26 protein-coding genes, 2 tRNA genes and 1 pseudogene are annotated in these 26,046 nt (G+C 44.5%); 14 read left to right on the forward strand and 15 right to left on the reverse strand.

Features of this window, described 5'->3' with window-relative positions; translation table 11 throughout:
• The first annotated feature begins 7 nt into the window (after positions 1–7).
• From AC0IYG_RS25590 to AC0IYG_RS25620, 7 genes are all read left to right on the forward strand, one after another.
• A complete protein-coding gene (locus tag AC0IYG_RS25590) occupies positions 8–1,186 on the forward strand; it encodes a cysteine desulfurase family protein (RefSeq protein ID WP_471714341.1) in 1,179 nt (392 codons plus the stop codon).
• On the forward strand, positions 1,152–2,354 hold the full coding sequence (locus tag AC0IYG_RS25595; RefSeq protein WP_471713922.1) for an XdhC family protein: 1,203 nt from the start codon (positions 1,152–1,154) through the stop codon (positions 2,352–2,354). Before AC0IYG_RS25590 ends, AC0IYG_RS25595 begins: the two co-directional genes overlap by 35 nt.
• A 3-nt stretch (positions 2,355–2,357) precedes the next feature.
• Positions 2,358–2,954, forward strand: coding sequence for a nucleotidyltransferase family protein (locus tag AC0IYG_RS25600; RefSeq protein WP_471713923.1), 597 nt, complete (start codon positions 2,358–2,360; stop codon positions 2,952–2,954).
• Between the two features lie 110 nt (positions 2,955–3,064).
• Positions 3,065–3,907, forward strand: a complete 843-nt coding sequence (locus tag AC0IYG_RS25605; protein ID WP_471713924.1) for an ABC transporter ATP-binding protein — start codon at positions 3,065–3,067, stop codon at positions 3,905–3,907.
• A gap of 96 nt (positions 3,908–4,003) precedes the next feature.
• Entirely contained in the window at positions 4,004–4,816 is an 813-nt protein-coding gene (locus AC0IYG_RS25610) for a hypothetical protein (protein WP_471713925.1), read from the forward strand.
• A gap of 13 nt (positions 4,817–4,829) precedes the next feature.
• Positions 4,830–5,210, forward strand: a complete 381-nt coding sequence (locus tag AC0IYG_RS25615) for a GntR family transcriptional regulator (protein WP_471713926.1) — start codon at positions 4,830–4,832, stop codon at positions 5,208–5,210.
• 9 nt (positions 5,211–5,219) lie between these two features.
• Positions 5,220–5,912, forward strand: coding sequence for a hypothetical protein (locus AC0IYG_RS25620; protein WP_471713927.1), 693 nt, complete (start codon positions 5,220–5,222; stop codon positions 5,910–5,912).
• 543 nt (positions 5,913–6,455) lie between these two features.
• Here the strand turns inward: AC0IYG_RS25620 and AC0IYG_RS25625 are convergent.
• The 5 genes from AC0IYG_RS25625 to gndA form a co-directional block, all read right to left on the reverse strand.
• Positions 6,456–7,250: an SPFH domain-containing protein gene (locus AC0IYG_RS25625; protein ID WP_471713928.1), complete on the reverse strand. Its 795-nt coding sequence runs from the start codon at positions 7,248–7,250 to the stop codon at positions 6,456–6,458.
• 43 nt (positions 7,251–7,293) lie between these two features.
• A complete protein-coding gene (locus tag AC0IYG_RS25630) occupies positions 7,294–7,470 on the reverse strand; it encodes a hypothetical protein (RefSeq protein WP_471713929.1) in 177 nt (58 codons plus the stop codon).
• A gap of 164 nt (positions 7,471–7,634) precedes the next feature.
• Positions 7,635–8,354 carry a 6-phosphogluconolactonase gene (pgl, locus tag AC0IYG_RS25635; RefSeq protein ID WP_471713930.1) on the reverse strand — a complete coding sequence of 240 codons (720 nt, stop codon included), beginning with the start codon at positions 8,352–8,354 and terminating at the stop codon, positions 7,635–7,637.
• Between the two features lie 3 nt (positions 8,355–8,357).
• Positions 8,358–9,866, reverse strand: coding sequence for a glucose-6-phosphate dehydrogenase (gene zwf / locus AC0IYG_RS25640; RefSeq protein WP_471713932.1), 1,509 nt, complete (start codon positions 9,864–9,866; stop codon positions 8,358–8,360).
• Positions 9,867–9,878: 12 nt separating this feature from the next.
• Positions 9,879–11,294: an NADP-dependent phosphogluconate dehydrogenase gene (gndA, locus tag AC0IYG_RS25645; RefSeq protein ID WP_471713933.1), complete on the reverse strand. Its 1,416-nt coding sequence runs from the start codon at positions 11,292–11,294 to the stop codon at positions 9,879–9,881.
• Between the two features lie 126 nt (positions 11,295–11,420).
• On the opposite strand from gndA, the gene AC0IYG_RS25650 reads away from it, so the two are divergent.
• The 4 genes from AC0IYG_RS25650 to AC0IYG_RS25665 are packed head-to-tail and all read left to right on the forward strand — an operon-like array spanning position 11,421 to position 13,298.
• A complete protein-coding gene (locus AC0IYG_RS25650; RefSeq protein WP_471713934.1) occupies positions 11,421–11,750 on the forward strand; it encodes an ArsR/SmtB family transcription factor in 330 nt (109 codons plus the stop codon).
• 54 nt (positions 11,751–11,804) lie between these two features.
• Entirely contained in the window at positions 11,805–12,362 is a 558-nt protein-coding gene (locus AC0IYG_RS25655; protein ID WP_471713935.1) for a DUF6428 family protein, read from the forward strand.
• A 19-nt stretch (positions 12,363–12,381) separates the two neighbouring features.
• Positions 12,382–12,795: an arsenate reductase ArsC gene (locus AC0IYG_RS25660; protein WP_471713936.1), complete on the forward strand. Its 414-nt coding sequence runs from the start codon at positions 12,382–12,384 to the stop codon at positions 12,793–12,795.
• Complete coding sequence (locus tag AC0IYG_RS25665) at positions 12,795–13,298, forward strand: GNAT family N-acetyltransferase (protein WP_471713937.1); 504 nt, start codon at positions 12,795–12,797, stop codon at positions 13,296–13,298. Before AC0IYG_RS25660 ends, AC0IYG_RS25665 begins: the two co-directional genes overlap by 1 nt.
• A 57-nt stretch (positions 13,299–13,355) precedes the next feature.
• Here the strand turns inward: AC0IYG_RS25665 and AC0IYG_RS25670 are convergent, their stop codons facing one another.
• Positions 13,356–14,579 (reverse strand): hypothetical protein, encoded by a 1,224-nt coding sequence (locus AC0IYG_RS25670; protein ID WP_471713938.1) that lies wholly within the window; start codon positions 14,577–14,579, stop codon positions 13,356–13,358.
• Between the two features lie 441 nt (positions 14,580–15,020).
• Here AC0IYG_RS25670 and AC0IYG_RS25675 point away from each other — a divergent pair, with 441 nt between their 5' ends.
• Both AC0IYG_RS25675 and AC0IYG_RS25680 read left to right on the forward strand, forming a co-directional pair.
• A complete protein-coding gene (locus AC0IYG_RS25675; RefSeq protein ID WP_471713939.1) occupies positions 15,021–15,263 on the forward strand; it encodes a hypothetical protein in 243 nt (80 codons plus the stop codon).
• 292 nt (positions 15,264–15,555) lie between these two features.
• Complete coding sequence (locus AC0IYG_RS25680) at positions 15,556–16,953, forward strand: MFS transporter (RefSeq protein ID WP_471713941.1); 1,398 nt, start codon at positions 15,556–15,558, stop codon at positions 16,951–16,953.
• A gap of 114 nt (positions 16,954–17,067) precedes the next feature.
• Here AC0IYG_RS25680 and AC0IYG_RS25685 read toward each other — a convergent pair.
• From AC0IYG_RS25685 to AC0IYG_RS25720, 8 genes and pseudogenes are all read right to left on the reverse strand, one after another.
• Positions 17,068–17,141: transfer RNA gene (locus tag AC0IYG_RS25685), tRNA-Ala, on the reverse strand.
• A gap of 121 nt (positions 17,142–17,262) precedes the next feature.
• Positions 17,263–17,439 (reverse strand): hypothetical protein, encoded by a 177-nt coding sequence (locus tag AC0IYG_RS25690; protein WP_471713942.1) that lies wholly within the window; start codon positions 17,437–17,439, stop codon positions 17,263–17,265.
• A 70-nt stretch (positions 17,440–17,509) separates the two neighbouring features.
• A complete protein-coding gene (locus AC0IYG_RS25695; RefSeq protein WP_471713943.1) occupies positions 17,510–18,037 on the reverse strand; it encodes a 3'-5' exonuclease in 528 nt (175 codons plus the stop codon).
• A 111-nt stretch (positions 18,038–18,148) separates the two neighbouring features.
• The gene (locus tag AC0IYG_RS25700; RefSeq protein ID WP_471713944.1) at positions 18,149–19,171 is read right to left on the reverse strand and encodes a TonB family protein; all 1,023 of its coding nucleotides are present in this window, start codon (positions 19,169–19,171) and stop codon (positions 18,149–18,151) included.
• 37 nt (positions 19,172–19,208) lie between these two features.
• Complete coding sequence (locus tag AC0IYG_RS25705) at positions 19,209–19,562, reverse strand: PadR family transcriptional regulator (RefSeq protein ID WP_471713945.1); 354 nt, start codon at positions 19,560–19,562, stop codon at positions 19,209–19,211.
• Between the two features lie 96 nt (positions 19,563–19,658).
• Positions 19,659–20,129, reverse strand: a complete 471-nt coding sequence (locus AC0IYG_RS25710; RefSeq protein WP_026630987.1) for an Lrp/AsnC ligand binding domain-containing protein — start codon at positions 20,127–20,129, stop codon at positions 19,659–19,661.
• A 542-nt stretch (positions 20,130–20,671) separates the two neighbouring features.
• A pseudogene (locus AC0IYG_RS25715) lies at positions 20,672–23,555 on the reverse strand (PVC-type heme-binding CxxCH protein).
• An 85-nt stretch (positions 23,556–23,640) separates the two neighbouring features.
• Positions 23,641–24,009 carry an iron chaperone gene (locus tag AC0IYG_RS25720; RefSeq protein ID WP_471713947.1) on the reverse strand — a complete coding sequence of 123 codons (369 nt, stop codon included), beginning with the start codon at positions 24,007–24,009 and terminating at the stop codon, positions 23,641–23,643.
• A 36-nt stretch (positions 24,010–24,045) separates the two neighbouring features.
• Between AC0IYG_RS25720 and AC0IYG_RS25725 the strand changes: the two genes are divergently transcribed.
• Positions 24,046–25,761: an arylsulfatase gene (locus AC0IYG_RS25725; RefSeq protein WP_471713948.1), complete on the forward strand. Its 1,716-nt coding sequence runs from the start codon at positions 24,046–24,048 to the stop codon at positions 25,759–25,761.
• 89 nt (positions 25,762–25,850) lie between these two features.
• On the opposite strand, the gene AC0IYG_RS25730 is transcribed toward AC0IYG_RS25725, so the two are convergent.
• Positions 25,851–25,984: transfer RNA gene (locus tag AC0IYG_RS25730), tRNA-OTHER, on the reverse strand.
• Positions 25,985–26,046 lie beyond the last annotated feature (62 nt).

Here is a 26,046-nt window from a genome sequence, read left to right on the forward strand (position 1 = left end):
TATGAGTTTGAAATTGCCTGTTTATCTGGATAATAATGCCACTACGCCCATGGACCCGATGGTTCTGGAAGAAATGCTGCCTTACTTTTCAGAGAAATTCGGCAATGCTGCAAGCCGCACGCATTCGTTTGGCTGGGAGGCCGAAGAAGCCGTTGATGCCGCCAGAGAAAACATTGCCGCATTGATCGGTGCGCACCCGCAGGAAATTGTATTTACTTCCGGAGCGACGGAGGCCGTTAACCTGGCCATAAAAGGCGTTTGGGAAAGCAACACCAGCAATAAAGGCCACGTCATTACCGTGTCAACCGAACACAAGGCTGTGCTGGACACCTGCAAGCACATTGAAAAAATGGGCGGCTCGGTCACCTATCTCCCCGTTGGTTCGGACGGAGTAATCAATTTGCAAGACCTGAAAGACGCCATAAGGGCTGATACGCTGCTAATTTCGGTGATGTATGCCAATAATGAAACGGGCGTCATCCAGCCGGTCAGGGAAATCGGAAACATTGCCAAGGATCATGGAATTTTGTTTTTAACCGACGCATCTCAGGCGTTGGGCAAAATCGCGATTAACGTGCAGGCTGACGAAATAGACTTGCTGGCATGCAGCGCGCATAAGCTTTACGGACCTAAGGGTGTCGGAGCACTTTATGTCAGGAAAAAGAATCCTACTGTGACCATTGCAGCACAAATCGATGGCGGCGGTCATGAACGAAATATGCGCAGCGGAACATTGAATGTGCCTGGTATTGTGGCTTTTGGAAAGGCTTGTGAGATCAGCAGTGAAAAGCTGTTGAGAGAAAGCGAGCGACTTTCCGCTTTGCGCGATCGCTTTGAAAATCAATTGCTAGACTTGCAGAATGTGGTCATCAATGGAAACAATGTGCCGCGACTTCCGCACGCGACAAACATTTCATTTCAAGATATTGATGGCGAAAAGATGATTTTCGAGGCCTCCAATGACATTGCTTTTTCAAGAAGTTCCGCTTGTACATCGGCCACATTGGAGCCGAGTTATGTATTGAAAGCAATGGGCCTTTCGGATGAATTGATCCATAACACATTCAGGTTTAGCCTGGGCAGGTTTTCGACGGAAGAGCAAGTAGATCACGCCGTTAAGGTAATTTCTAAAATAGTAAAAGAACACAGGAGTGAAAGAAATTACGGACATCATAAAGTCGTATGAATCAGCGCTTGAAGCAGGAAAAAGAACCGCTTTGGCGACCGTTGTGCATGTGGAAGGTTCTTCTTACAGACGGCCGGGCGCCCGCATGCTCGTAACAGACGATGGGCAACTTACGGGTGCGATCAGCGGCGGATGTCTGGAAGGCGATGCATTGAGAAAGGCACTTCTGGCCATATCACAGCAGAAAAACAAACTCGTTACTTACGACACCACCGACGATAACGACACCACATTGGGCGTTCAGCTGGGTTGCAACGGCATCGTGCACATTCTTTTCGAGCCGATTCATGCCTCAGATCCCCAAAATCCCATCACATTACTGAAACGGGTTTTGGAAAAACGGCAGAATGCAGTTCTGGTAACATTGTTTTCACTCGGCTCACGCACGAGCGAGCAACCGGGAACCTGCTTTCTAAATCTTCAAACGGACGATTTGACCATTGCCACACTCGCGGATCAAACATTAACAGCAGATTTATCGGCAGAAGCGGAATTGGCAAAAGAAAGAGCAGATTCATTCTTCAAAGAGTTTGTTTGGAACAACCAAAAATTGACCGGCTTTGTAGAATATTTCCAACCTGCACCGGCTTTGGTGATTGCGGGCGCTGGCAACGACACCATTCCGCTGTCTGAAATGGCGCATATATTGGGTTGGGACGTTACAGTCGTTGACGGCCGCAATGGTCACGCCACCCAACGCCGATTCCCGAAAGCCAAGCATGTGTTTGTAGTAAAAGCCTCGGAAGTTTTGAATGTCGTTAATGCGGATGCAAGAACATTTTTTGTGCTGATGACGCATAATTACAACTACGATCTGGCTTTACTTAAAGAGCTGATATTGTTAGACGAATGCATTTATATCGGCGCATTGGGGCCTAAAAAGAAGCTGGAAAGAATGTTTGGCGATTTGCTTAATGATGGCATAGCCGTTACTGAAGCGCAAAAAGCCAAAATATTTGGACCCGTGGGATTGGATGTGGGCGCCGAAACTTCGGAAGAAATCGCATTGTCCGTGTTAGCAGAAATAAAGGCGGTTTTGAATGGCCGAACAGGAATTTCGTTGCGTGAAAAAGCAGAACCAATCCACAGCCGCTCCGACCAGAAAGTGGATTATCACAAGGCAACCCGGGAAGATTTTTTGTGCGAAATACAAACGGCACAACCCTGAACAATGCTGCAAAATCCTTACGTAATCATCATTTTAGCGGCTGGTAACTCCTCACGGCTCGGCGAGCCGAAGCAGTTGCTGCAGCATAACGGCAAGACGCTGATCCGACACGTTGCTGAGGCTGCTTTGGAAGCAAAAAGTGCGGCTGTGATTGTTGTAACCGGTTCCAATGCCGCATTAATTGAAGAAGAGCTCGCAGATTTGCCTTATCATTCAGTTCAAAATCAAATCTGGGAATCCGGGATGGCATCTTCCATTGTTGCGGGTGTTAATGAGCTTTTAAACATTTACCCAGAAATCGAGGGCGCCATTTTCGCAGTAAGTGATCAGCCTTTTGTTAAATCACAGCTGTTCAATGAACTAACGGATAAAGCAACTGACACTGACTTTGGAATAATTGCGTCTGCCTACGGTGACACATTGGGAACCCCTGTTTTATTTCAAAAAAAATATTTCCCCGACCTCCTGGCACTTTACGGAGCCGAGGGCGCCAAAAAGCTTGTCAAAAAATTTGCTGACGATGTGACATCAGTTTCCTTTCCAGAAGGAAACATTGACATTGATACGCCCGAAGATTACCAAAGGCTTCTCAAACGGTAATTCCAACTTCATTAATTTTCAAATAATTTTTAGCAAAGAGTTGCTATTTCGTTTCAGACATTTACCTTTACAGTGTACTACTTAACTAGAACACTAAACGATCGGTAAACATGATCCACCTTGACCGCGTAACCTTTGGATACAGCAAGAAGAAAAAGCTGTTTGAAGATTTGTCGCTCGACCTGGAAGCAGGGCATATTTATGGTTTGCTGGGCAAGAACGGTGCCGGCAAATCAAGTCTGCTGCGAAATATGGTCGGCTTGCTTTATCCAACCAATGGCACAATAAATGTTTCCGGGTTTGAGCCGAAAATGCGGCAGCCTGCTTTCTTGCAGGACGTCTTTTTCATTGCCGAAGAAATATATCTCCCCTCCGTAACTGTGGAGAAATACCTGGAACTTGTCGCGCCATTCTATCCAAGATTCGACGGTGTGCAGTTTCAAAAATACATTTCAGAATTCGACATTCCCGTGGGTAACACGCTTACCGGCATGTCATACGGACAGAAAAAGAAGGTTTTAATCGCATTTGCACTGGCTACAAATACCAAAGTCCTGATCATGGATGAGCCTACGAATGGTCTGGACATTCCATCCAAAAGCCAGTTTCGCAAAATTGTGTCTGCTGCATTAGATAAAGACCGCCTCATTCTGATCTCCACGCACCAGGTGCGCGATTTGGACAATCTTATCGATTCCATCATTATTCTGGAGGACAGCAAGATTTTGATCCGGCATAGTTTGGACCTCGTGTCCGAGCGCCTTTGCTTTGGTACGCTGCCAAGTATAGAGTATGATCAGCGCGTTTTGTATTCAGAACCGTCGATGCGAGGTTATAAGGCTGTTTTTGAAAATTCGGCACAGGAAGAAACGCGCGTTGATCTCGAACAGTTGTTCAATGCGGTGATGGAAAATCCGGAACGTATACGCAAAATCTTCTCCGAAAAGCCATGAAAACGATCATCCTATCACTGCTAGCACTCATCGTGTTAGCCCTGAAAAACGACCTCCCATTCATCACATCAATCTTTTTCGCTCAAAACTGATATCATGAATCAAACATTTAACCTGCACCGTTTCGTCCTGACGATGAAACTGGAACTTGCTGAAAAAGGGAAAAATTACTTGCTAATGGCATCTTTGCTGGTTGTATTGCTGCTCATGATGATGGTGCCGATCGCACTTTACGATGAACCGCACGGATTTCGCGAGGCTTTGCATTACATGGCACTATTTATGATCATGCTTTTTGGAAGCAGCCTTTACACCGGCAGCGCTTTGACCCAATATACGGCGCCTTCAACGGGAATGGCTGCATTAATGATCCCGGCTTCCAGAACTGAAAAATTTCTGACTTCACTTTTGGCTAACCTGCTTTTCATCGTTCCTTTCCTGATCTTTTACGTGCAGCTGCATTATTTAACGGTTGACATTGCCAACGGAAAATCGCCTGACACAGCTTATAAATACAGTTATATCAATCTTGATTATCTCCGTTATTTCGTGTATTTCTATTTTGCAATGCACAGCTTCTTCATACTGGGATCGATTCATTTTGCCAAATCGTCTTACATTAAAACAGCCATCATTGTCGTCGTAATTTGTTTGGTAGGATTTATACTGCACGTTTACCTGGCCAATACATTTGCTTCCTACCCTACCAAAAACAACACTTTGCCGTTTGCCGGCTGGCAAATTGCAACATTTGACATACGCGGCAACACTGTCATACGTGAAAATACGAAGTCTTATCATGTGATGTTCCCATCTAATATCTATGTTCTGGTACAGGTTTTCGCAGTATTTGTAACGTTTGCTTTCTGGTACGCTGCGTATTTAAAATTGAAAGAGAGACAAATCTAACTGCACACTACAAATGGAATTTAAAGACAAACAATCCATATATCTTCAAATCGCAGACTATATCTGTGAGCAAATCATCCTGGGAAAATGGCCTCCCGGAGAGCGCATACCATCAGTGCGGGATCTCGCAAGCATGATGGAAGTTAATCCTAACACGGTCATGCGGACCTATGAATTTTTACAAAATAAAGAGATCATTTTTAATAAAAGGGGCATTGGATATTCTGCAAGTGATCATGCAAATGATCGGATACTGGCCTATCGTAAAGAACGATTTCTTGATGTCGAATCACCTGATTTTTTCCGCACCATGTATTTACTGAACATTAGTATAGCAGAATTGAAAGTGTATTATGACAAATTTATAACTGAAAATTTTCCCGTTACAAACTGATAACCAGCTATGAAAGCAAGCAATGTATTGGTGATATGCGTTTTGGCGCTGATTTTTCTCGGCATACTCGGGTCAAACATTGTCCTGAAAGCCGAATACGAGAAACTCCGGAAAGAAGATCCGCTTGCCGGCTACAAAAAAGAAGTTCTGAGTCCTTTTAAATATGTAAAGCTTCAAGGAAAGACGTTTGGAGTTACCGAAATACGTCAGGGTACAAAATCCGAGATTAACCTAAATGTTGATCCGAAATATCTTTCATGGGAAGTGAAGCAGGACACATTGATTGTCACATATAAAAAGGATTGGATTGAAGGCTGGTCGCGCCGGGAAGAAATGCTTAACTCTGTGGCAAACATTTACATTTTTACGCCGCAATTATCTTATGTCAACTCCGACAACGCTTTTTGCAGAGTCAAAGGCTGGAAGAGCGATGTCCTTACCATTGACCAAAAAGGCAGTCTATTCGTGTTGTCAGATAATCAGATAACCAATGTCAATCTTAAACTATATGCCGGAAACCTCGCCAAAATCGAAGCAAGCAATGTATTTGGCAAGATAAAATTAGAAGTTGCCGACAGCAGCAGCTTGATTATGGAAAAGAGCGACATCAAGACAATCAGCGCCCAAATAGATAACTCAGCGCAAGTCAGCATGCCAGGGAGTTTGTTGAAAAAGGCTGCTTTGTCTGAATCTTTGGATTAGTTTCGAGTAGAATGAAGAGGGGAAGATATCATCTAGAGATCTATCTAAAAAACTAGAGCAACAATATTTACATCTTTAAAATCTCTGGATTAAAATCCAGAGCAACAAATCAGTCATGCCTGACGGCATTTCGCCGACACAAGTGCCGTCAGGCACGAACGATTCCTCGGCCCCAGATTTTAATCTGGGGATAGAAGAAAGATCTTCAATTAAGAGAAAGAAGTTTTAAAGAGTGAAATTTTTATTTTATAATCCCTAAATCAAAATCCAGAGCAAAATATTAGAATCATTCAAAATCCCTATATCAAGAGCCAGATCAAAAATCAGCATCATTCAAAAATCCCTAAATCAAAATCCAGAACAAAAATCAGCATCATTCAAAACCCCTGGATTAAAATCCAGGGCAACAAAATCAACCATGCCTGACGGCATTTCGCCGCCACAAGTGCCGTCAGGCACGAACGACTCCCTCGCCCCAGATTTTAATCTGGGAAGAAGAAAGATTCTCAATTAAGAGAAAGAAGTTTTAAAGAGTAGAAATTTTTATTTTATCCCAAGCATCAAACTAGTGCTGCCGCCGGCATTGGTGGTTGGGAGAACCCCATTCCATTTAGAAACCCATTCTTGCTGAATTAATAATGGAGTCAGGGTTTTCTGGCGCAGTTGATTGGCTTCGGCCTCGGCTCTGGCCTTGATCAATGTTGCCTTTGCCTGACCTTCGGCGCGGGCGATAATCACTTTGGCTTCTGCCTCGGCCTGCTTTGCCATATTTTCAGCTTTCAGCCTGGCCTGGATAGAAGTGTTTTTCTCATCGATCATTTGTCGCAATGATGGTGGGGGCGTAATGGCGGAAGTAAGCTGGTCGTAAATAAATCCATCTTTACCCAATGTCTTCGTCAGCACATTCTGCACACGATCTTCAAATGCCTCGCGATTTGACATAACACTATCCGAACTGAATGAATTGGCAACGATCCGGTAAGCATCATAAATTGTATTTTTCATAAAGCCTTGCTGAATTTCCCCTAACGGTCGTCTGTATTGGCGGTAAATCTGAGGCACTTTATCCGGATTAATATGGTAATTCAACTTGGGATCCACCTTGAATTCCGCAGCATCTTTTGTTGTAATGACAAAAGAATCATAATCGACACTTTGCGTGAAAGTTGGAAACTCAATGATCTTCGTAGTCCAGGTGTTATACCAAACACGACCGGTAACCAATGTAATGTTGTCAACTCCCTTGTCCGTGCCGTAAAGGTTAATGCGGATGCCGACGTTGCCCGCGTCGATGTTTTCAAATGTGAATGGCTGAACGAAAAGCAGAATCACAGCCACGAAAAACTCACTGAACCGATAATAATTTTTCTACCGAGGGTCATCATATTTTAGATTTAAAAGAACTGAAAAACTGATTAAGATCAATTGCTAGCAAATAGACGGCACTTGCAATAATGGCCAAACCACCGAAAACGAGCAGGTCAGATTGTGCGTTGACCAATTTCAGCGAATAAGTGATGACGATGATGACCGCCACGATTTTCAGAAAGTATTTCATGTCTGTGAGGTTTGTTTGAAGTAAATTTAAATAGGATCAAAACCGCTCACATAATTATTTTATCCAACGGCATCTTTAAAAGTTTAAACGTATCGAAATGCCTTACAAAAGAAAAACGCACCCTTTCGGATGCGTTTTTCTGTATAAATAAGTTGGTTACCGCATTAAAGCGACGCAGCCGCAGCCTCGTCGACAAACCAATGCAATGCTCCTTTAGAAGGATTGATGATTTGCGAGGGGTAAAGATCAACATTAGTCTCCCCTTTCAAAACGTATTTCAGCGTTTCCGCTTTTCCAGCGCCTGCTGCCAAAAATGCAACACAAGCCGCATTATTTACGATTGGAGCAGTTAATGTAATTCTGAACATTTCCTGAGCCGGAAGATAGAATGCCTTAACCCAGGCATTTTCCTCATGAATGACCTCAGTGCCAGGGAATAGCGAAAGCGTATGACCATCATCACCCATGCCCAGCAACACAAAATCAAATGTTGTTGCTGAGTCTGCAAAATACTGTTTCAAGATCTTTTCATACTCAACCGTCGATGCTTCTGGCTCAATGTCCGTACGCATGATGTGAATGTTTGCCGGGTTAACAGGCACTTTATTCAATAATTCATCATAACACACCTTCGCATTATTACGCGAGTCCTCAAACGGAACCGCGCGCTCATCGCCCCAGAAAAAATGGATTTTCTGCCATTCAATCGCCTCTTTATAAGGTGATTCTGCGAGTAATGAATAAAGCTGCTTAGGCGTGCTGCCGCCGGAAAGGACGAATGTAAAACGGTCCTGCTTAGACAGCACTTCTTTGATATAATCACTTAACCAGGCGGCCAAATCGTGGCTCAGCCGCCCGGTGTCGGTTGCAATGTGAAGTTCCATGTGTTAAGGCGTTGGTGGAAGATTGATCCACGTATGTCCGTCACGAGCGAGCAGCGCATCAGCACCATCCGGCCCCCATGAATCCGGCGCATAGTTCGGGAAATCCTGTGGTGTTCTGCTTTCCCACGTTTCCAGGATCGGCATAATCACTTTCCAGGCAGCATCCACCTGATCATTGCGCATGAACAATGTTGCATCGCCTTCCATGACATCCAAAAGCAATGTTTCATATGCTTCCGGTGCATGATCGCCAGCAACTGCATCGTAATCGAAGGTCATATCAACCGGATCAAGCGTCATTGTCTGGCCCGGACGCTTCGCTTGGAAACGAATGCTGATGTCCATATTAGGCTGAATGCTGATGGTTAACCGGTTAGAACGCCAGGTTTCGGCAGCTTCCGACGGGAACGCATAATGCGGAGCCGGCTTAAACTGCAATGTAATGTGCGTCGCTTTCTGGTTCAGGAACTTGCCTGTTCTTACATAGAAAGGAACGCCCTGCCAGCGCCAGTTATCGATATAGAATTTCGCAGCTGCGAATGTGTCAATGTTCGATTGCGGATTAACACCTTCTTCCTGACGATATCCAACCACTTTTTCACCTTTTTTCCAACCACCTGAATATTGACCGCGAACGGCAAAATCATGAACCTGGTCCTTGGTAATGCGGCGAATTGCATTAAGCACATCCACTTTCTTGTTACGGATTTCATTCGCATCAAAAGAAACAGGTGGCTCCATTGCGATCATACAAAGGATCTGCAAAATGTGGTTTTGGACCATATCGCGCAATGCGCCTGCATGTTCAAAATAACCTCCGCGGCCTTCTAAGCCAACACTTTCCGCAGCCGTGATTTGAATGTGGTCGATGTAATGGCGGTTCCAAAGTGGCTCAAAAAGTGCATTGGCAAATCGCAATGCAAGAATGTTTTGAACCGTTTCTTTTCCTAAATAATGGTCAATACGGAAAATCTGCTCCTCAGCGAACATGCTGGATAACAACTCGTTCAATTCATGTGCGCTCTCTAAATCATGCCCGAATGGCTTTTCAACAACAATCCGTGTTGTGCCTTTTTCCGAACAGATTTTCAATGCGCCTAACTTTTGCGCAATGGAAGGAACAAGCTGGGGTGCAACGGCAAGGTAAAATATAACATTAGGGTGTATGCCCCACTCTTCCTCTTTTTGTTTTACCAAATCGGTGATCAAATGGTAAGCAGCTGCATCATCACCATCCATTTGCAGATAAGAAACGTGCTCAGCAAACTCAGTCCAGTGACCATTCTGCTTCCCTTTACGGCGCGAGAATTTCGTCACACCATCCAACAAATGCTCGTGGTATTTTTCATTGGAATAAGGGCTGCGGCCAATGCCCGCTATGGCAAACTTCTCGGGCATCCAGTTATCCAAAAACAGATTATAAAGCGCCGGAGTAAGTTTTCTGTAATTTAAGTCCCCGCTTCCTCCAAAAATGAATACGATGGAGGCAGGTGGACGTTTGGTGGTTTGCATAAAATTTCTAATTTATTGTTGACCCCACTCTGTATGAAAAGTACCGGGGATATCGATACGTTGATAAGTATGCGCCCCAAAATAATCGCGCTGTGCCTGGATCAGGTTGGTCGGCATGCGCTTGGATTTATAGGCGTCAAAATATGCTAACGACGACATTAACCCAGCCGCAGGCACTCCTGCTTTGGCCGCAAACGCAACAAGCGAACGTGTATTCTCTTCTACCGACTTAACGACCGCAGCCACCTCTTGGTTCAGCAAAATGTTGGATAATTCCGGTGTTTGCGTATATGCATTCGTGAAAATTTCCAATAATGAAGAGCGGATAATGCAACCGCCTCTCCACACACTCACAACTTTGGGAAGCGGAATGTCCATAGCCAGATCTTTGGACGCTTGGAACAACATAGCAAGTCCTTGCGCATAACTGATAATGGTTGCAAAATACAATGCATCGTGCACTTCCTGAATAAACTCGTCAGATGGGGCAGACGAACCGTAACCTTCCGCCGCATAAATTTCAGCAGCCTGCACACGCTCATCTTTGTAACCAGACAATGTGCGCATCGCCACAGCTGTATCGATAACCGGCACAGCAACAGGCAGTTCCATTGAATCCTGTGAAGTCCATTTACCAGTTCCTTTTGAACCCGCTTTGTCAGAAATCACATCAACCAAATGTGCCTCGCTCTGATCATCCTTTTGCAAGAAAATATCAGCAGTGATTTCAACCAAAAATGATTGCAGCTTGCCTTCATTCCATGTTTTAAAAACTTCATGAAGCTGCTGATTAGTCAGACCGGCATGTTTTAAAATCGCGTAAGACTCACTGATCAACTGCATAATTGCGTATTCTATGCCGTTATGCACCATTTTCACGTAGTGACCAGCGCCTTCTTTTCCAAGATAGGCAACGCAAGGAGTTCCGCCCACTTTGGCGGCGATCGCTTCCAGCATGGGCCTAACGTTTTCATAAGCAGCCTGATCTCCGCCTGGCATAATGCTCGGGCCCGTGCGCGCGCCCTGCTCGCCTCCGGAAACACCGATGCCCATGAAGTGAATTTCCTTTTCGCGCAGATATTTTACGCGTCTCAATGTATCAGTATAATGTGAGTTTCCACCGTCGATGATCACATCCCCTTTTTCCAATAAAGGAAGCAAAGAAGCGATTACATCGTCCACAGGCTGTCCCGCGGGAACGAGCATCATCACTTTGCGAGGACGCTGCAAAAGCTGGATCATTTCCGCAAGTTCAGAAACTCCCTTAACAGTGGTTCCGGGCGTCGCAGCAGATTCCAAAGCTGTGTTCTTGGCTCCATCTTTATCGAAACCGATAACAGAAAAGCCGTGATCGGCCATGTTGAGCAACAGGTTCCTACCCATCACCCCAAGTCCGATCATTCCAAAATCGAATACGTTATTTGACATAATTTAAGCGTCTTGAATAAAGAAGATGCAATAATAAAGGAATTTCAGACGGTTTGTGAAAAAAAATCAAGCCACTTTTACCTATCGCAATATTACGATTCAAAATCTTTTCCCTATGTTTGCAATATGGGATTGACGAAAACTGAAATATTCACTGAGCAACAGAATCGCATGGCGGACCTGGCGAAAGCATTTGCGCATCCAGCGAGGGTGGCCATTTTGCAATTGCTGATCGCGCGTAAGGAATGCGTTTGCGGCGACCTTGTGGATGAGCTGGAACTTGCGCAGGCAACCGTATCCCAACATTTGAAAGAGCTCAAACGCATTGGCATTATTCAGGGTGAAATTAATCCGCCACGCGTATGCTATTGCATTAATCCGGAGGTTTGGGAAGAAGCGTCGCAGGCATTTGGCGATATGCTGAAATCTTTCACGAGCGTTTCATGCTGCAATTAAGCAGCTATTTTTTTGAGTAAATCAATCGTAATATTACATTTAACTATCTATATAATGAGCCAAATGAACCCGATGACGTGGCAAATGTTCAAAAATACGCTTGAACAAAACCCTGATTTGCATTTGCAATTTGAATACGAGGCTGGCAAGTTGGTGGATCGATCATTTCACATTACGGAAATCAAGCAGGCGCCGATCGTTTCGGTTGACTGTGGCGGCGTCATGAATGCCTGGACGGAGGTGATTGTGCAGCTTTGGGAGCCGCCATTTGCCGAGAATGAACGATCGATGCAGGTTAATAAGGCGCTGAAAATTGTTAGCCTTGTTGAGAAATCACTGCCGCTTAATCCCAATGCTGTTGTAAAAATTGAGTTTGGCAATTCAAGATTTGACACGCGCCAAATGTATCCCGGCGAATTGATTGCTGACCTAGATAATTTGACCGTGAATTTGGTGCCTGACTTCACGCAATGCAAGGCATTATCCCGAAATCAATCCTGCGGAACAACGAGTGCGACAGACGGATCTTGCTGCGGCCCAGTGCCTGAAAAAGAACTTGAAATGGTTGCGACTGACAGCTCAGTTTGCAAACCTGGATCCGGATGCTGCTAACCATTAACTACCCCAAATTATGAAGAAAATTCTGGTGTTATGCACGGGCAATTCGGCACGCAGTCAATTGGCGGAGGCTTATTTACGATATTTTGCAGGTGATCGTGCGGAGGTTTACAGCGCAGGGGTTGATCCAAAAGGCGTGAATCCGGTCGCAATTCAGGTGATGGCCGAAGATGGCATTGATATTTCCCATCACACTTCAAACCACGCCGACGAATACACGAACATTGCATTCGATTACGTGATAACGGTCTGTGACAATGCCCGGGAGCAATGTCCACATTTTCCTTCGGCGGGAGAAATGATCCACCATAGCTTTTCAGATCCCGGCCACACGCCTGGCGAAGATCTTGTTACGTCTTTCCGCAGGGTTAGGGATGAGATTAAAGCTTACAGTTGTGATTTTATTGAAGAAAAACTCTCGAAATAATGGCAATCCTCATTCGCTCGCTTACCGAAACTGACTGGCCTGCCGTAAAAATAATTTACCAGCTGGGCATTGACACAGGTGATGCAACCTACGAAACGCGGGCACCGGAAACCGAGGCGCTTAAAGTAAAGTTTTTACCCCACTCACAGCTTGTGGCGGAAGAAAATGGCGAAATAATCGGATGGGCCATGCTTTCAGCGGTTTCGAGCCGGTGCGTGTATGGTGGCGTGGCTGAAACGAGCGTGTATGTGCATCCTGCATATCATGGGCGCGGCGTCGGCAATGCGCTTTTGGCCGAGCTGGTTTCTATGAGTGAAAAGCAAGGTTACTGGACATTGCAGTCACAGATTTTTCCTGAAAATAGAGCAAGCGTTGCGCTTCATGAAAGGCAGGGTTTCCGAAAAGTTGGCTTCCGTGAAAAGCTGGGACAACGAAACGGCGTTTGGCGGGATGTGATTTTGCTCGAACGCCGCAGCGCTGTTGTTGGAATTCCTACTGAATAAATGCAACATGAAGGTCACTCCTTGTCATTCATTTTATTTTCAAAAATGACGGCAGGCCTAGATTTTTGAAAGATCCTGCGACAATTTCCTGGCGACCATCTCATACAAAGCCGGGGCGGGATGCGCGCTGTCAAATGCAAGCATTTTATCATTAGTGCTGGTAAGCGAAGCATAATCGAAATATTTAATTCCGCTGTCGATAAGCATTTTTTTCAGGCCGGACGGCATTTCATTACCTGGAAAAATAACGACGTAGAAATTGTCATTCTTAAAACGTTTGCTGTATTCTTCTTTTGTTTTTTGGAGAATGTTGATGACCAGCTTATAATGTGCGTCGCTATGGTGCTTTGGGTAACTCAATTTTAGTAATTGCTTGATGCCGCTTGTCTGTGCACGCATCACTATATCTGAGTAAACCCTTCTATGATCCTTATACAAACCGTCCGTTTGCATACTGCTCTCATTCAGATAAGGAAATTTGCCCTTCGTTAACTCAATCCATCTTGTTGCCGGGATTACACGGTCAATGTGATCATTAATGTAAGTGAAAACCGCGAAACCATTTTTCAAAGGCACATTTTGCTCAACAGACTTTTTTTGCAGCAGCGCCAGCGCATGAAGCGGCGAATAAGACAGATAACCCAAGTTATAGGATCTGTAAACTGGCGCGTTTTTTTGAAAATAATAGGGCATCGTCTGGTCATCCGAAACGCCGTCGCCAAACGTGTAAGAACAGCCCAAAAACAGCGCATATTTATCGGGATGGCTGTCAGCAACATCTGGGGTAATCCTTCTGGAAAGACTGTCAATGTTAACCTTTACCAAGCCGAGATTTTTACCTAAAACCTTTGGCGTCCAGTCGAAATGTGCATTTTGCCTGGCTCGCACACCCAAAATATCATCGGGCTCGACAGAAAGTTCGTGATCCACTCTCACCAGAACATTCGATTTTATAACATGCTTCGGTTTATTCTGAATGCCTACAATCAGACTGCTGACCTTCTCTAAACCAAACAGCAGTAAGCAAGTCGAAATGATCAGAAACAGCACATAGCTGATCCTTTTGTTAGTTAAAAACAACCCAAAAATGGTCGCCACAATTGCCATTTCGATCAGCAAAATCTTGTAAGTGGCATGCATGATATCCCTGTCAAACCATATTCCATCCGCATTCCCATAAGCGTATTCAAATAAGTAAAGACCACCTGATACGGAAACAGTAAGCAGAATAATGATTAGTGAAAGCGATATAAAGTTTGATTTGGTAAATCTACGATACATGGCTGTGTTGTTACTTTTGGCATAAGCTCATCCTATCCACGACATTGACATTCAAAAACAGCTTTAGTAACCTTTCTAAGCCAACCATGCACACTATACGGACTTGTGACCATAGATGAAATCGTTAGGCGAAACGATGACTGACATTATAGAAGCGTCGTTGAGAAAAGGATGTGCGGAGATTTCATTTTAATAAAATATAGAGTTGGGTAATTAAGCTAACGGTTACAAACGTAAGCTCCCGACACGATATTTTAAAATTTATTTGAGGAAAATTTAAACTATTTTTAGAAATATGCCGAAATGAGCATGTTAACCCATTTCTGCTCGCTCAAAAAGATTCAATTAACTAGAAATCCTGTCGGCAATTCCATAAACCCCGGCCTACGCTGGATCGGTTATTGTAACTTGCTCAATACTAACTTCATCAACTACATTATTATGTCTGTATTCAGCAAATCCATTCAATTGCCATTTGAAGGGACAATCATGACGGTCAATAGGCAAATCGACAAAGGCCATCAGATTTTCTCGGTTTCATTCCTCGACGGCCGTCCGGCAATCTCGATTATGAGGAAAAAAGATTTCGCAGGTTTTTATTGGAAAGCAATCAGCAACTCGTCATGCAAACTGGCCGAGTCTGTTGGAAAAAAAATTATGGAATATACCGGCAAACTAAGCTAATGCTGGCGCGATTTTTATAAACACGCCGACATTTTGGTTATTCGATACGTGATGTGTTTTAAGACTGGTGCCCTTGGCGCCAGTCTTTTTTAGTTGTTCTGCCTTTCGTTTGTTTATGGTCTGAGGCCACTCGGGCCATGTCAATTAGCCATTGACAATCCCGGTAGTTTTTCAAAGCCAGTGTCCCTGATGCTGGCTTTTTTGATTCATTGCATAATGTAAGAGCATTGTGCAGAACTTTTGCAGAGAATGATTTTTTAAAAGATCCGGATAACATTCTATATTCGAATCAATGCTAGAAGTCGACCAAGACAAAAAAGAACTGAGAGCCGCACATCTGTTACCCTGGGTGACGGCTGTTGCTATGTTTATCCAGTCGTTAGACGGGACCATATTAAACACTTCGCTGCCGTCCATAGCGAAGGACATGGGCTATTCGCCGACGCAAATGCATTCCGTCATCGTTATTTACACCCTGACATTGGCTTTGTTTATTCCGTTATCAGGCTGGTTGTCAGATCGCTTCGGATCACGGTCTATGTTCATGATCGCTGTGAGCTTATTTATATCTGGTTCGCTGTGCTGCGCACTTTCTGTGGACTTGCTGACTTTCAATATGTCCAGGGTTTTACAAGCGATTGGTGCTTCCATGATGGTGCCCATTGCCCGTCTGGCGATTTTATATCAGTTTCCCCGTGCGGAATTGTTGAAAACGATGAATTTCATTACTGTGTTCGGTTTATTAGGCATGGTTGTCGGGCCGAGCCTTGGGGGTTTTCTTTCAGAATATTTGTCCTGGCACTGGATATTTTTGGTGAATGTTCCGGTCGGAATTGTCGGTATATCAATGGCTTACCGCATTATGCCCAACTTTAAGCATGCCGTGGGAAGGTTCGATTTCAGAGGGCTCGTTTATTTCAGTCTAGCGCTCATAGCCATCACCATGGTGCTGGAACTTGTCGGCACCGGATTTAGCCATTCAACCGTCATACTCGGCCTGCTGTTTCTTTTTGGAATGCTTTCATTGTTTTATTACTGGCATTTTAAAAGAACAGAAAAGCCATTAATCGACCTCAGATTACTGAATATCAACAGCTTAAAAGTAGGATTATCCGGAAGCCTGATCACCCGGCTTGGCATTGGCGGATTACCGCTGCTGTTGCCGTTAATGCTTCAAACCAGCTTTGGTTATTCTCCATCCGCTTCCGGCCTGCTCTTGCTGCCTTCTGCATTGGCAAATATTGCGGTTAAGCCATTTATGGTTCGGATCATTGCCGCGTTTGGTTATCGGACCGTTTTGATCAGCAACACAATTTTACTGGGACTGTGTCTGGTTGTACTCGGATTTGTAGACAAAAATACTCCCTTAGGCCTTTACATATTACTTATGGTTTTCTACGGAGCTTTTACTTCCATTCAAATGTCAGCCATGAATACGGTCACGCTTTCCGAACTAGATGAAAGCTCAGCGAGCGGCGGCAATACAATGCTCGTGATCTCTCAGCAGCTTTCTGTGAGTTTTGGGATCTCCGTTTCCAGCCTTGTACTTTCATTCTTCAGCTCCGGCGCGTTAGAACTGAACCTGTCAGAAGCATTCCATTATACATTTATCACGCTGGCCATGCTTACCATTGGGTCGAGTTACGTGTTTACGAAGCTTAGCAAGACAAGCCCAAATGATTATGTTTAACACCGTATTATCTTGGGAAGCTAGAACTTTTTGAAATATTCAAGCGGTGAGTGTCTTTTGAGGAAAAACAAAAAAACCACTTACAATATACTTGTAAGTGGTTAATTGTCAATGTGGAGAATATCGGATTCGAACCGACGACCTCTTGCATGCCATGCAAGCGCTCTAGCCAACTGAGCTAATCCCCCGAATCATTCTCGCTTAGACCTGTTTTAGAGGAGTGCAAAGATGAACCGGAGAATGTTGATAAGCAAGCATGTTTGAAATTTTATCTTTTATTGTAAAAAGCGCTTTGTAGCGGTGCAATGGTCACCTTCGCCCGCCTCCAAATGCTTTTGATAATGCCCATATAACAATTGCAATGACTGCGACAACCAGAATGACACCCGTCCAAACCCCACCTTTGAAGATGCCGCCGACAACTTCGCAGCTGGTAAGCGTTAAAGACAGCAGAAGAATGACGAGGCAGTTAATGATAGCTTTCATGTAAAGGAAAATTTAGGTTAGAACTTTTGGCTCTATCTTAAAAAATCATTCCACTTGGCCGATTTTAACCTTATTTTAACAAGAAGTCCATGGGAATCAGCGAGTGCTTGTCATTAGTCAGCAGCTTCTCAAACAGTTGCACAGTGGCTTGCGCATCGCCATGCGCCCTATGCCTGTTTTCAATCATAATCTCCAAGCTCTGGCACAAGTTTCCCAGGCTGTAAGATTTAAGTCCCGGAAAGATTTTCCTGCTCAATTGCACTGTGCAAAGGCAATCGCGCTGGAAATATTCGTCCATTGCGCCGAACTCTCTTTTGATAAATCCGTAATCGAATTTCGCATTATGGGCAACAAACCAGGCATCTTTTGTCAGCGCTCGAACAGAATCCTGGACGTCATAAAATGTGGGTGAATCCTTGACCATTTCATTATCGATACCCGTGAGTCGGGTTATGAACGGTGGGATGTATATTTCGGGATTGATAAGAGAATGGAAGATGTCAACGATCTGCTGTCCATCGTGCCTGAAAACGGCTATCTCAGTAATGCGCGCTCCACCTCCCCCACCTGTTGTTTCAATATCTACTATCGCGTACATTAACCTCTTGACCTCTGCTTTTGATTGTATTACAAAAAAACAAAAAAATCCCCGGCAAAGCGAGGATTTTTTCAATAATAGAGAGGCATTCACGCAATTTCGGAGTGAGGTTTAATTGAGCTGAAACACAATCGGCATTGTAAAACGAACCTTAACGGGGATGCCAGCTTGTTTTCCCGGAATCCAGTTTTTCATCATTTTAATTACCCTAACCGCCTCTTCATCGCAACCAAACCCTATTCCTTTAATTGCTTTAACATTTTCAATTTTTCCATCAGATGCAACGGTAAATTCAACGAACACCTTTCCCTGAACCTCGGCTTGCGCGGCTTTGGGAGGATATCGCAGGTTTTTTTGGAGGAAAGCACCCATTTCCGCCATTCCACCTTTATACTGAGGTGATTGTTCAACACGCTCAAATATTTCTTCTTTAATCGGCTCAATCCCAGCCGTTGCCGGTTTTGATGAAATTGCTTCCGGAGCCGGCGGAATAATAGTCACCACATCCTCACTTCCGTCAACTGTTTCAGCCGCGGGCTGCGCATTTTCCAACTCCTCAATTGCTGGCGGCAGGTTTTCAACCTCAACCTGATCGTCGGGCAACACAACTGGTGGCAGCGAACGGACCGTTTTAGGCGCAGGCGCTGGTTCCTCTTCAATCAATGGTTTTGGCGTAACTTCCGGCACAATGTCAATCGGATTCGCTTCTATAATGTAGGCAATGTCGTCCGGCTTAGACTCGGGAACCAGACGCGCATACAAATTAGGCAGCATTACCAGTAGCAGAAACAGCGTTACACCCATCAGCATCGATCGCTGAATGGTTTGCCCGTAACTTTTTCTCAAATCATATGCTCCGTAAAGTTTGTTACGGCCCTCAAAAACGACATCATTCAATGATTTTTTCATGGCTAACAGATTTTGATGATCCACACTCAAATTGAGAAGGGTTTGCGTATCGGCAGTTTCCATAATGTTGGTATAAATCTGCTCAAACGGCTTACCATCCCAAAGACGCTCTTCTGCTTCACAAGCCAAATGGTCGAGAATCTCCGGAAGTAATTCCGGATCCAGTTTGCTTGACTGCAAATATTTGTTAATCAAATTGATGCGATGTTCTTGAAGGCGTTTCATCGGATTATCTGTTTAGATATGAGCCATGTATCAAGGTTTACTCAGTTGCCAGGCTTTTGGGAGCCAATAATAATCTTACCGCATCTATAAAACGTTCAAGATCATTGGTTTTATTACGCGCAGCTTCGTTTCCTGGGGTTGTGAGAGAATAATATTTTCTCAAACGCCCATCCACTTCAACAGACTCAGTTACGAGCATGCCTTCTTGTTCTAATTTATGCAAAACCGGATATAATGCGCCGAACGTCAAGGCAATAGCACCGCCAGTTCTGTCTTTTACTTCCTGGGTTATTTCATATCCGTACATCCGATCATGCTCTGCCAGTAGGTTTAACACTATAGTTTTCAATGTACCGCGTACATACTCGTTGCTGGTTGCGTTATTCTCCATGAGTTATTTTGTTTCTGACCAAATATATATAAGTTTTTTATATATACAATGCAAAATTATCGGATTTATTTTCTGATCCAAATGTTCTTGCAAATTTTAACTTTCTGCCAAGGGGATAGAGCGATTAATCCTTTCTTCCAGTGAAATGAATGTTTCTGTGCGCTGGATTCCGTTGACCTTTTGGATTTTGTCGTGCAGGATTTCGCGCAAATGGCCGGTGTCGCGGCAGACGATTTTCAAAAAAATGCTGTAAATGCCCGTTGTATAGTGAATGTTCACAACTTCCGGAATTCCTTCAAGCTCAGTAGCAACCTGCTCATATAAAGAACTTTTATCAAGGTAAATTCCCAGAAAAGCGCTGATGTCCCAACCCAATTTGGCAGGATCGATCACCAGCTGAGAGCCTTTTACGATTCCCATTTGTTCCAGCTTTTTCATGCGGACATGGACGGTCCCACCGGACACAAACACCCTTTTGCCGATTTCCGTGTAGGGTAACGCTGCATTCTCGATTAACAAAGAAAGTATGCGTAAATCGGTGCTGTCAATATCTGAATATTTCTGCATTTAGCACTCAATGTTTGAATTTTTCACAATAATCCTATCTAAATTATGAAACAATTGTAAATTTTGACAATTTTAAATGAAAATATTTTATATTTATCTGCTTAATTTTTAGTTTTGCAGAACCAAAGTACGAGGCACATCTATTAGAATGCTTTTTGCAATGGAAATTATCACATTGTAGGGTGATGAAATTGGCAGCCATGCCCTCCTGTCTCGGGGGTGGTGAATAAGGGATAAACGCGGCATAATGCCGACGCAAGTCGACTGGGGTGGACCACCAACAGTATTTGTACCGTAGCTAACCGCACCGTGGGTGGTTCGAATCCCCCTCCTACAGCAAAAAAAACTTGACAAGCGATTTTTTTCGTATTAGTTTTATTTGGTTTTTAGTTTGTTGATGAAGTGTAATTTGACACGCGGGTTCGTTTTGAAACCTGCGTGTTTTTCTTTTGTAACAAGCTGAAAAACAATGAGGCCCGGAATTATTCCGGGCCTCATTGTTTTTGGTAAAATGCATTTGTATCGCTGCGTATATGCTGGACTTATTCGTCCAATACTTTTCCAATCAGCATTTGACTTTCATGATTTTCGTGCGAGCCATTTTGACCTAATTTCTGGTTAAGCTCTTTCAAAACCTTCTTTGAATCTTCTGTCCCAATTGCAGCCACGCGCTGAATGGTGTAAGGCAATATTTTGGGAAGTTTCGACTTTTCCGCCAACTGAAGTGCACGCTTCATGTCAAGTGCAGCCAGTGGTTCGGCAGCGTACCAGACCATCAAAGGCAGGTTATGATCGTCTTTATCTTCCTCTTTTTGCATTAATGCCTCAACCACTTCCCAGCGCTGCGCCGGATCCAGCCTAAGCATTCCGGATGCTAGATAAAGTCTTACCATGGCCGAATTATCGCTCTGCGCCATTTCTGCAAACTTTTTCAATATTTCCGGAGAAACTAACTTATCCTCAGTCAACAACTGAACAGACCAGCTGCGAATGTATTCACTTTCATTTGCCAGCAAATCAACCAGTTCTTTATCTTCCAAACCTTTGGTTACATGCAGCGTCCACAATGCACGCAGCTTGCGTGTTACGTCCGGGTTTTTAGCAAGGATTTCTTTAAGTGCTTTATGAACCTTCTTATTAGGTCCGCGCTCCTGTAAAATCGTTCTGGCCTGCCTTGCATACCACTCATTGTCATTAAGCTGATAGTTGACCAACTCCATATCCGAAGCTTTGATCAAATCCACTTTCACCCATTTATCATTCTCATGGGTGATCTTGAAAATGCGGCCCATTGTTTTGTCATGCACATCCGGATTCGGACTGTGACATTGATTTTTATCATACCAGTCTATCGCCCACACCGAGCCGCTTGCATCGTATTTGAAATTCAACCATTGCGACCACGAATCATTCATTGCCATGAAATCCGGCCTGTGCGACGCAACATAGCCCGATCCCTTCTTTTCAAAATGATCAATGTTCATTCTGGCACCATTGATATTGTTCATGAAAATCTCATTACGATATTCCTTCGGCCAGCTATTTCCCAAATAAATCATTGCACCAGCATGCGCATGACCGCCACCAGCCGCAGCTGAACGGAAATTGCCTGCGTGCGGCCCGCGCTCTCCAAGCCAATGCACGTGATCGCCGATGGTCTTAATGTCGTCATAAGTGTACGGATTGAAGTGGTTACCAGCCTGGCGCTGATAGCGTGCGCCTTGGATGACATGATACATATGCGGGATTACGCAAACGGTGATAAACGGATGTCCGTAATCATTAAAATCGATGCCCCACGGATTGCTTGAACCTTCTGCAAAAACTTCGAATGAATGCGCCGTCGGGTGATAACGCCAAACTCCGCCGTTGATTTTCGTTCTTTCGGACTCGGGCGTGCCGGGCTTACCAACAACCGAATGCGTAAAAACGCCGTGGGTTCCGTATAACCAGCCGTCTGGTCCCCAACGCAGACTGTTCAACACTTCATGCGTATCATGTAAGCCCCAGCCGTCGAGTAATATTTGGGCCGGACCGGAGGGCTTGTCTGTCTTTGGATCCATCGGAATAAAAAGCAGATTAGGCGCAGAACCCAACCAAACACCACCCATTCCAACTTCAATGCCACTGATCAGATTCAGGTTTTCAGTAAACACCTTTTTACTGTCCAGCGTCCCGTCGCCATTCGTATCTTCCAAGATCAGAATCCGGTCCCTACCCTGCCCTTCCGGCGCACGCACCGGATAAGTGTGCCCTTCCACAACCCATAACCGGCCTTTTGGATCGATTGTGAAGGCAATCGGCTTGACAACTTCTGGCTCCGAAGCTGCTAAGGTCACCTTGAATCCTTTTGGCGGAGTCATTGCAGCAGCAGCTTTTTCGCCCGAAAGGCCAGCATTAAGAACCGGATCCAATGGCGGGAGAATGATGATATCCTTCTGTTTCAGCTCATTCGGAAACTCTGGAGGAGTTGGGTAGAACAAAAATTCGTCGAAATTAATATGTGCCCATTTGTCATCTGCTATGTAAGGAATTTGCGAGACTTCCAGTCTCATTATCGATTATTTTGATAATGATTTCTTTATTTAAATAAGGCTGCAAATCAACAACAGCCGGCTGCAATGTTGCACGGCCCTGACCTGTAATGTGATAAATGACGCTGTCCGTTCCTGCCAGAAGCAATTCCACGCGCGTATCCAACAATGCTCCACCTGAGACTTTGAATGCAGCAAACGGTTGTGTTACTTTAAAAGGAGCCGAAGTAAGTGTCCCCGTCAGTTTGTAATTGACGTTTCCGCCGCTGCTCAGAAAATATTTTCCATCAAAACCAATGTTCATCTCCTTCTCATGAACAGGCGAGGGATCAGCGCTGAAAAGCGGATTGGCAAACGCGTCGCCTGTTGCCGTCCAGTCCTTCAATGTTCCGGTTTCAAAATTTAGATTCAATGGCTGTCCGTCCTTCGTGGGAAGTTGCCCGGCAACTGTTTTCTCATTCACCTCTCCCGCTACAACTTCAAAATTTCCCACCATTCCAGCAGCGCGGTGCCCCGGCACAGAACAGAAGTATATGTCACTTTGCAGGGCAACGAAATTAATGCTCGTACTCGAACCCTTTTCCAGGATCACTTTGCTTTTGAGACCCAACTTTTCCAGCGAAATGTCATGCGTCATTAACTCGCCATTCGTAATCTTAATCCTGACTTTATCGCCTTTATTTGCCTTTAATGTCGGGTTACGTGTGCCGTCTTTGGCAAAAAATCCAAGCATAGTTGCTTCCAGCGCATATTCACGGTCATATTTTGCTGTGTCCACCTTCGCCGAGGCTGGCTTAGCAGGCGATGTTTTGCTTTGTGCCAAAAGCTGATTTTGTGACAAAGTCAGAACTGTAAGGAGCAACAAAGGAGAAAGTTTTCGAAAAATTGACATAGATGTCATCAAGATAATGTATGATTTTTATACTTAAAATTAGAAAAAAACATGGAAACTAGTTGTGTCAGGATGAGTTCGCACCTTAATTGTGTTGCTCCGACGCATGCTCTTTCAGTCTCCATGCCACAATTTTTTCAATCAGATCAAATGGAATTGGCTTATTTAATGGAAAATGGACAGATCCTTTTGAGCCTTTGTATTTTGATAAATCTTCACTAAGCTGTTCCGCAAGCTGCGGAGAGACGGGATATAAAGCAATGTGCTTTTTCCATGCGGCGAAATAAACCAGATAAGTGCCCCCCAAATTGAATGTTGGAATGCCATAAGAAATCGTCTCCTCAGCATCCGAGGCCACTTTTTTGACAATTGCTCTTATCTGTTCCAAAATTTGCTTCACCTCAGCAGGAAACGCTGCTATATATGCATCGATGGTTTTAGCTTTGCCTGACATATGTTTATGAAAGTGTATTTCAAATGAATGCAACCAATGATAAATAAAAAACAATGGATACTGCTTCTACTCATTTGCACGCTGTGCCTGGCCGGTTCAATCGCCTGGAAGACAGCAAAACCAGGTAACAGCAAACCTGCTAAACCGAAACGGGCCAACATTATCGTTATCCTGGCGGATGATCTGGGCTATTCTGATCTGGGCGCTTATGGCGGAGAAATCCAGACACCAAATCTTGATTATTTAGCACAAAACGGCATCCGTTACCGACAATTTTACAACACATCACGCTGCTGCCCCACCCGTGCGAGCTTGTTAACCGGCTTATACAATCACCAGGCGGGCATAGGAAAAATGACTTTTCCCGAAGGGCAACCTGGGTATGAAGGACGTTTAAGCAAGAATGCCGTAACATTAGCAGAGGTTTTAAAATCAGCAGGTTACCAGACAGGCATGACCGGTAAATGGCACGTTTCCAACACATTTGCCCAAAAAGATCCCAAAGAGCATATGGCCTGGCTTAACCATCAAAAAGTCTTCGGAGACTTTTCTCCGATTGATCAATATCCAACGAGTCGGGGTTTCGACAAATTTTTCGGTACAATTTGGGGAGTAATTGATTTTTTTGATCCGTTCAGCCTTGTCAACGGTAAAGATCAGGTGACCGCTGTTCCAAAGGATTACTATCACACGGACGCAATTAATGACACGACGGTTTCCTACATCAATCAATTTTCCAAATCTGACAAACCGTTCTTTTTGTATGTTGCTCATAATGCTCCACATTGGCCGTTAATGGCTAAGCCTGAGGACATTAAAAAGTATGAAGACACATATAAAGTTGGCTGGGACGCCATTAGGGAAGCGAGATATCGAAAAATGGTGAAACTGGGCCTGATTGATTCTAATAGAACCAAGCTTCCTGCAAACCCGAAAGACTTTCAGCGCTGGGAGGACAATAAGACCAAAGAATTCGACGCCCGAGCGATGGCCGTTCATGCAGCAATGGTGGACCGTATGGATCAAGGCATTGGCCGCATTATCAATGCATTAAAACAAAACGGAACCCTTGATAACACACTTATCCTGTTTTTAACCGACAACGGCGCCAGCCCCGAAGATTGCGCACGCTACGGACCAGGATTTGATCGACCTGACGAAACGCGTGACGGCAGAAAAATTGAATACGCAACACAAAAGCAGGTGCTGCCCGGACCGCAAACCAGTTATGCTTCTATCGGCCCGCATTGGGCAATGGTTTCAAACACGCCATATCGCTATTGGAAAGCCGAGTCAATGGAAGGCGGCACAAACACGCCAATGATTGCATTTTGGCCAAAAGGAATTACCGCGAAAAAAGGAAGTTTCAGCGATCACACAGGCCATGTAATGGATCTAATGAGCACTTTCTGTGAAATCGCACAAGCCGATTACCCGAAAGATTTTAACGGAAATCAAATAACGCCAACGACCGGAAAAAGCCTCGTTACCTCATTTGGCAAAATAACTTCGCAAGGTCACGATGAGCTTTTCAACGAACATTTCGGAGCAAGATCTGCAAGAAAAGGCGATTGGAAACTCGTTTCACTCGCGAGTGATACAACCTGGCAACTTTACGATCTGGCCAATGACCGCTCAGAAACAACCGATCTGGCAAATCAACATCCCGACAAAGTCCGGCAGCTTTCGGCATTATGGAGCCAATGGGCAAAAACGCACCAAGTTTATCCCAAGCCAGGAAAGCAACAATAACATTCGTGGACATTCGTGAATCCGTGGCAAAAAAGCGGATTGCTCAAAAACGAAAAAAGCCCAGATTCTGTGATCTTTCTGCGGTCTGGTGGTACGGCATTCCGGCGGGACTCGAACCTGCGCGGCGGATCGTCCGCGAGCCTGCGCGGCCCGCCCCATGCGTGACACTCAACGTGAGCCGGGCCACCGTGGCGCGGCATGCATTCTAACCAACTGAATTACATTAAAACCGAAAAAAGCCCAGATTTCTCTGAGCTTTCTGCGGTTTGGTGGTACGGCATCCCG

It is taken from the genome of Dyadobacter sp. AC419 (assembly GCF_979253085.1).

What these genes read in the sequence shown, in the direction of transcription:
- AC0IYG_RS25610 (WP_471713925.1), top strand. Translation starts at nt 4,004, where the DNA reads ATGAATCAAACATTTAACCTGCACCGTTTCGTCCTGACGATGAAACTG.
- AC0IYG_RS25660 (WP_471713936.1), top strand. Translation starts at nt 12,382, where the DNA reads ATGAAGAAAATTCTGGTGTTATGCACGGGCAATTCGGCACGCAGTCAA.
- AC0IYG_RS25630 (WP_471713929.1), bottom strand. Translation starts at nt 7,470, where the DNA reads ATGAAATACTTTCTGAAAATCGTGGCGGTCATCATCGTCATCACTTAT.
- AC0IYG_RS25605 (WP_471713924.1), top strand. Translation starts at nt 3,065, where the DNA reads ATGATCCACCTTGACCGCGTAACCTTTGGATACAGCAAGAAGAAAAAG.
- AC0IYG_RS25620 (WP_471713927.1), top strand. Translation starts at nt 5,220, where the DNA reads ATGAAAGCAAGCAATGTATTGGTGATATGCGTTTTGGCGCTGATTTTT.
- AC0IYG_RS25675 (WP_471713939.1), top strand. Translation starts at nt 15,021, where the DNA reads ATGTCTGTATTCAGCAAATCCATTCAATTGCCATTTGAAGGGACAATC.
- AC0IYG_RS25690 (WP_471713942.1), bottom strand. Translation starts at nt 17,439, where the DNA reads ATGAAAGCTATCATTAACTGCCTCGTCATTCTTCTGCTGTCTTTAACG.
- AC0IYG_RS25650 (WP_471713934.1), top strand. Translation starts at nt 11,421, where the DNA reads ATGGGATTGACGAAAACTGAAATATTCACTGAGCAACAGAATCGCATG.
- pgl (WP_471713930.1), bottom strand. Translation starts at nt 8,354, where the DNA reads ATGGAACTTCACATTGCAACCGACACCGGGCGGCTGAGCCACGATTTG.
- AC0IYG_RS25695 (WP_471713943.1), bottom strand. Translation starts at nt 18,037, where the DNA reads ATGTACGCGATAGTAGATATTGAAACAACAGGTGGGGGAGGTGGAGCG.
- AC0IYG_RS25670 (WP_471713938.1), bottom strand. Translation starts at nt 14,579, where the DNA reads ATGTATCGTAGATTTACCAAATCAAACTTTATATCGCTTTCACTAATC.
- AC0IYG_RS25680 (WP_471713941.1), top strand. Translation starts at nt 15,556, where the DNA reads ATGCTAGAAGTCGACCAAGACAAAAAAGAACTGAGAGCCGCACATCTG.
- AC0IYG_RS25600 (WP_471713923.1), top strand. Translation starts at nt 2,358, where the DNA reads ATGCTGCAAAATCCTTACGTAATCATCATTTTAGCGGCTGGTAACTCC.
- gndA (WP_471713933.1), bottom strand. Translation starts at nt 11,294, where the DNA reads ATGTCAAATAACGTATTCGATTTTGGAATGATCGGACTTGGGGTGATG.
- AC0IYG_RS25665 (WP_471713937.1), top strand. Translation starts at nt 12,795, where the DNA reads ATGGCAATCCTCATTCGCTCGCTTACCGAAACTGACTGGCCTGCCGTA.
- AC0IYG_RS25655 (WP_471713935.1), top strand. Translation starts at nt 11,805, where the DNA reads ATGAGCCAAATGAACCCGATGACGTGGCAAATGTTCAAAAATACGCTT.
- AC0IYG_RS25710 (WP_026630987.1), bottom strand. Translation starts at nt 20,129, where the DNA reads ATGCAGAAATATTCAGATATTGACAGCACCGATTTACGCATACTTTCT.
- AC0IYG_RS25700 (WP_471713944.1), bottom strand. Translation starts at nt 19,171, where the DNA reads ATGAAACGCCTTCAAGAACATCGCATCAATTTGATTAACAAATATTTG.
- zwf (WP_471713932.1), bottom strand. Translation starts at nt 9,866, where the DNA reads ATGCAAACCACCAAACGTCCACCTGCCTCCATCGTATTCATTTTTGGA.
- AC0IYG_RS25720 (WP_471713947.1), bottom strand. Translation starts at nt 24,009, where the DNA reads ATGTCAGGCAAAGCTAAAACCATCGATGCATATATAGCAGCGTTTCCT.
- AC0IYG_RS25615 (WP_471713926.1), top strand. Translation starts at nt 4,830, where the DNA reads ATGGAATTTAAAGACAAACAATCCATATATCTTCAAATCGCAGACTAT.
- AC0IYG_RS25705 (WP_471713945.1), bottom strand. Translation starts at nt 19,562, where the DNA reads ATGGAGAATAACGCAACCAGCAACGAGTATGTACGCGGTACATTGAAA.
- AC0IYG_RS25725 (WP_471713948.1), top strand. Translation starts at nt 24,046, where the DNA reads ATGATAAATAAAAAACAATGGATACTGCTTCTACTCATTTGCACGCTG.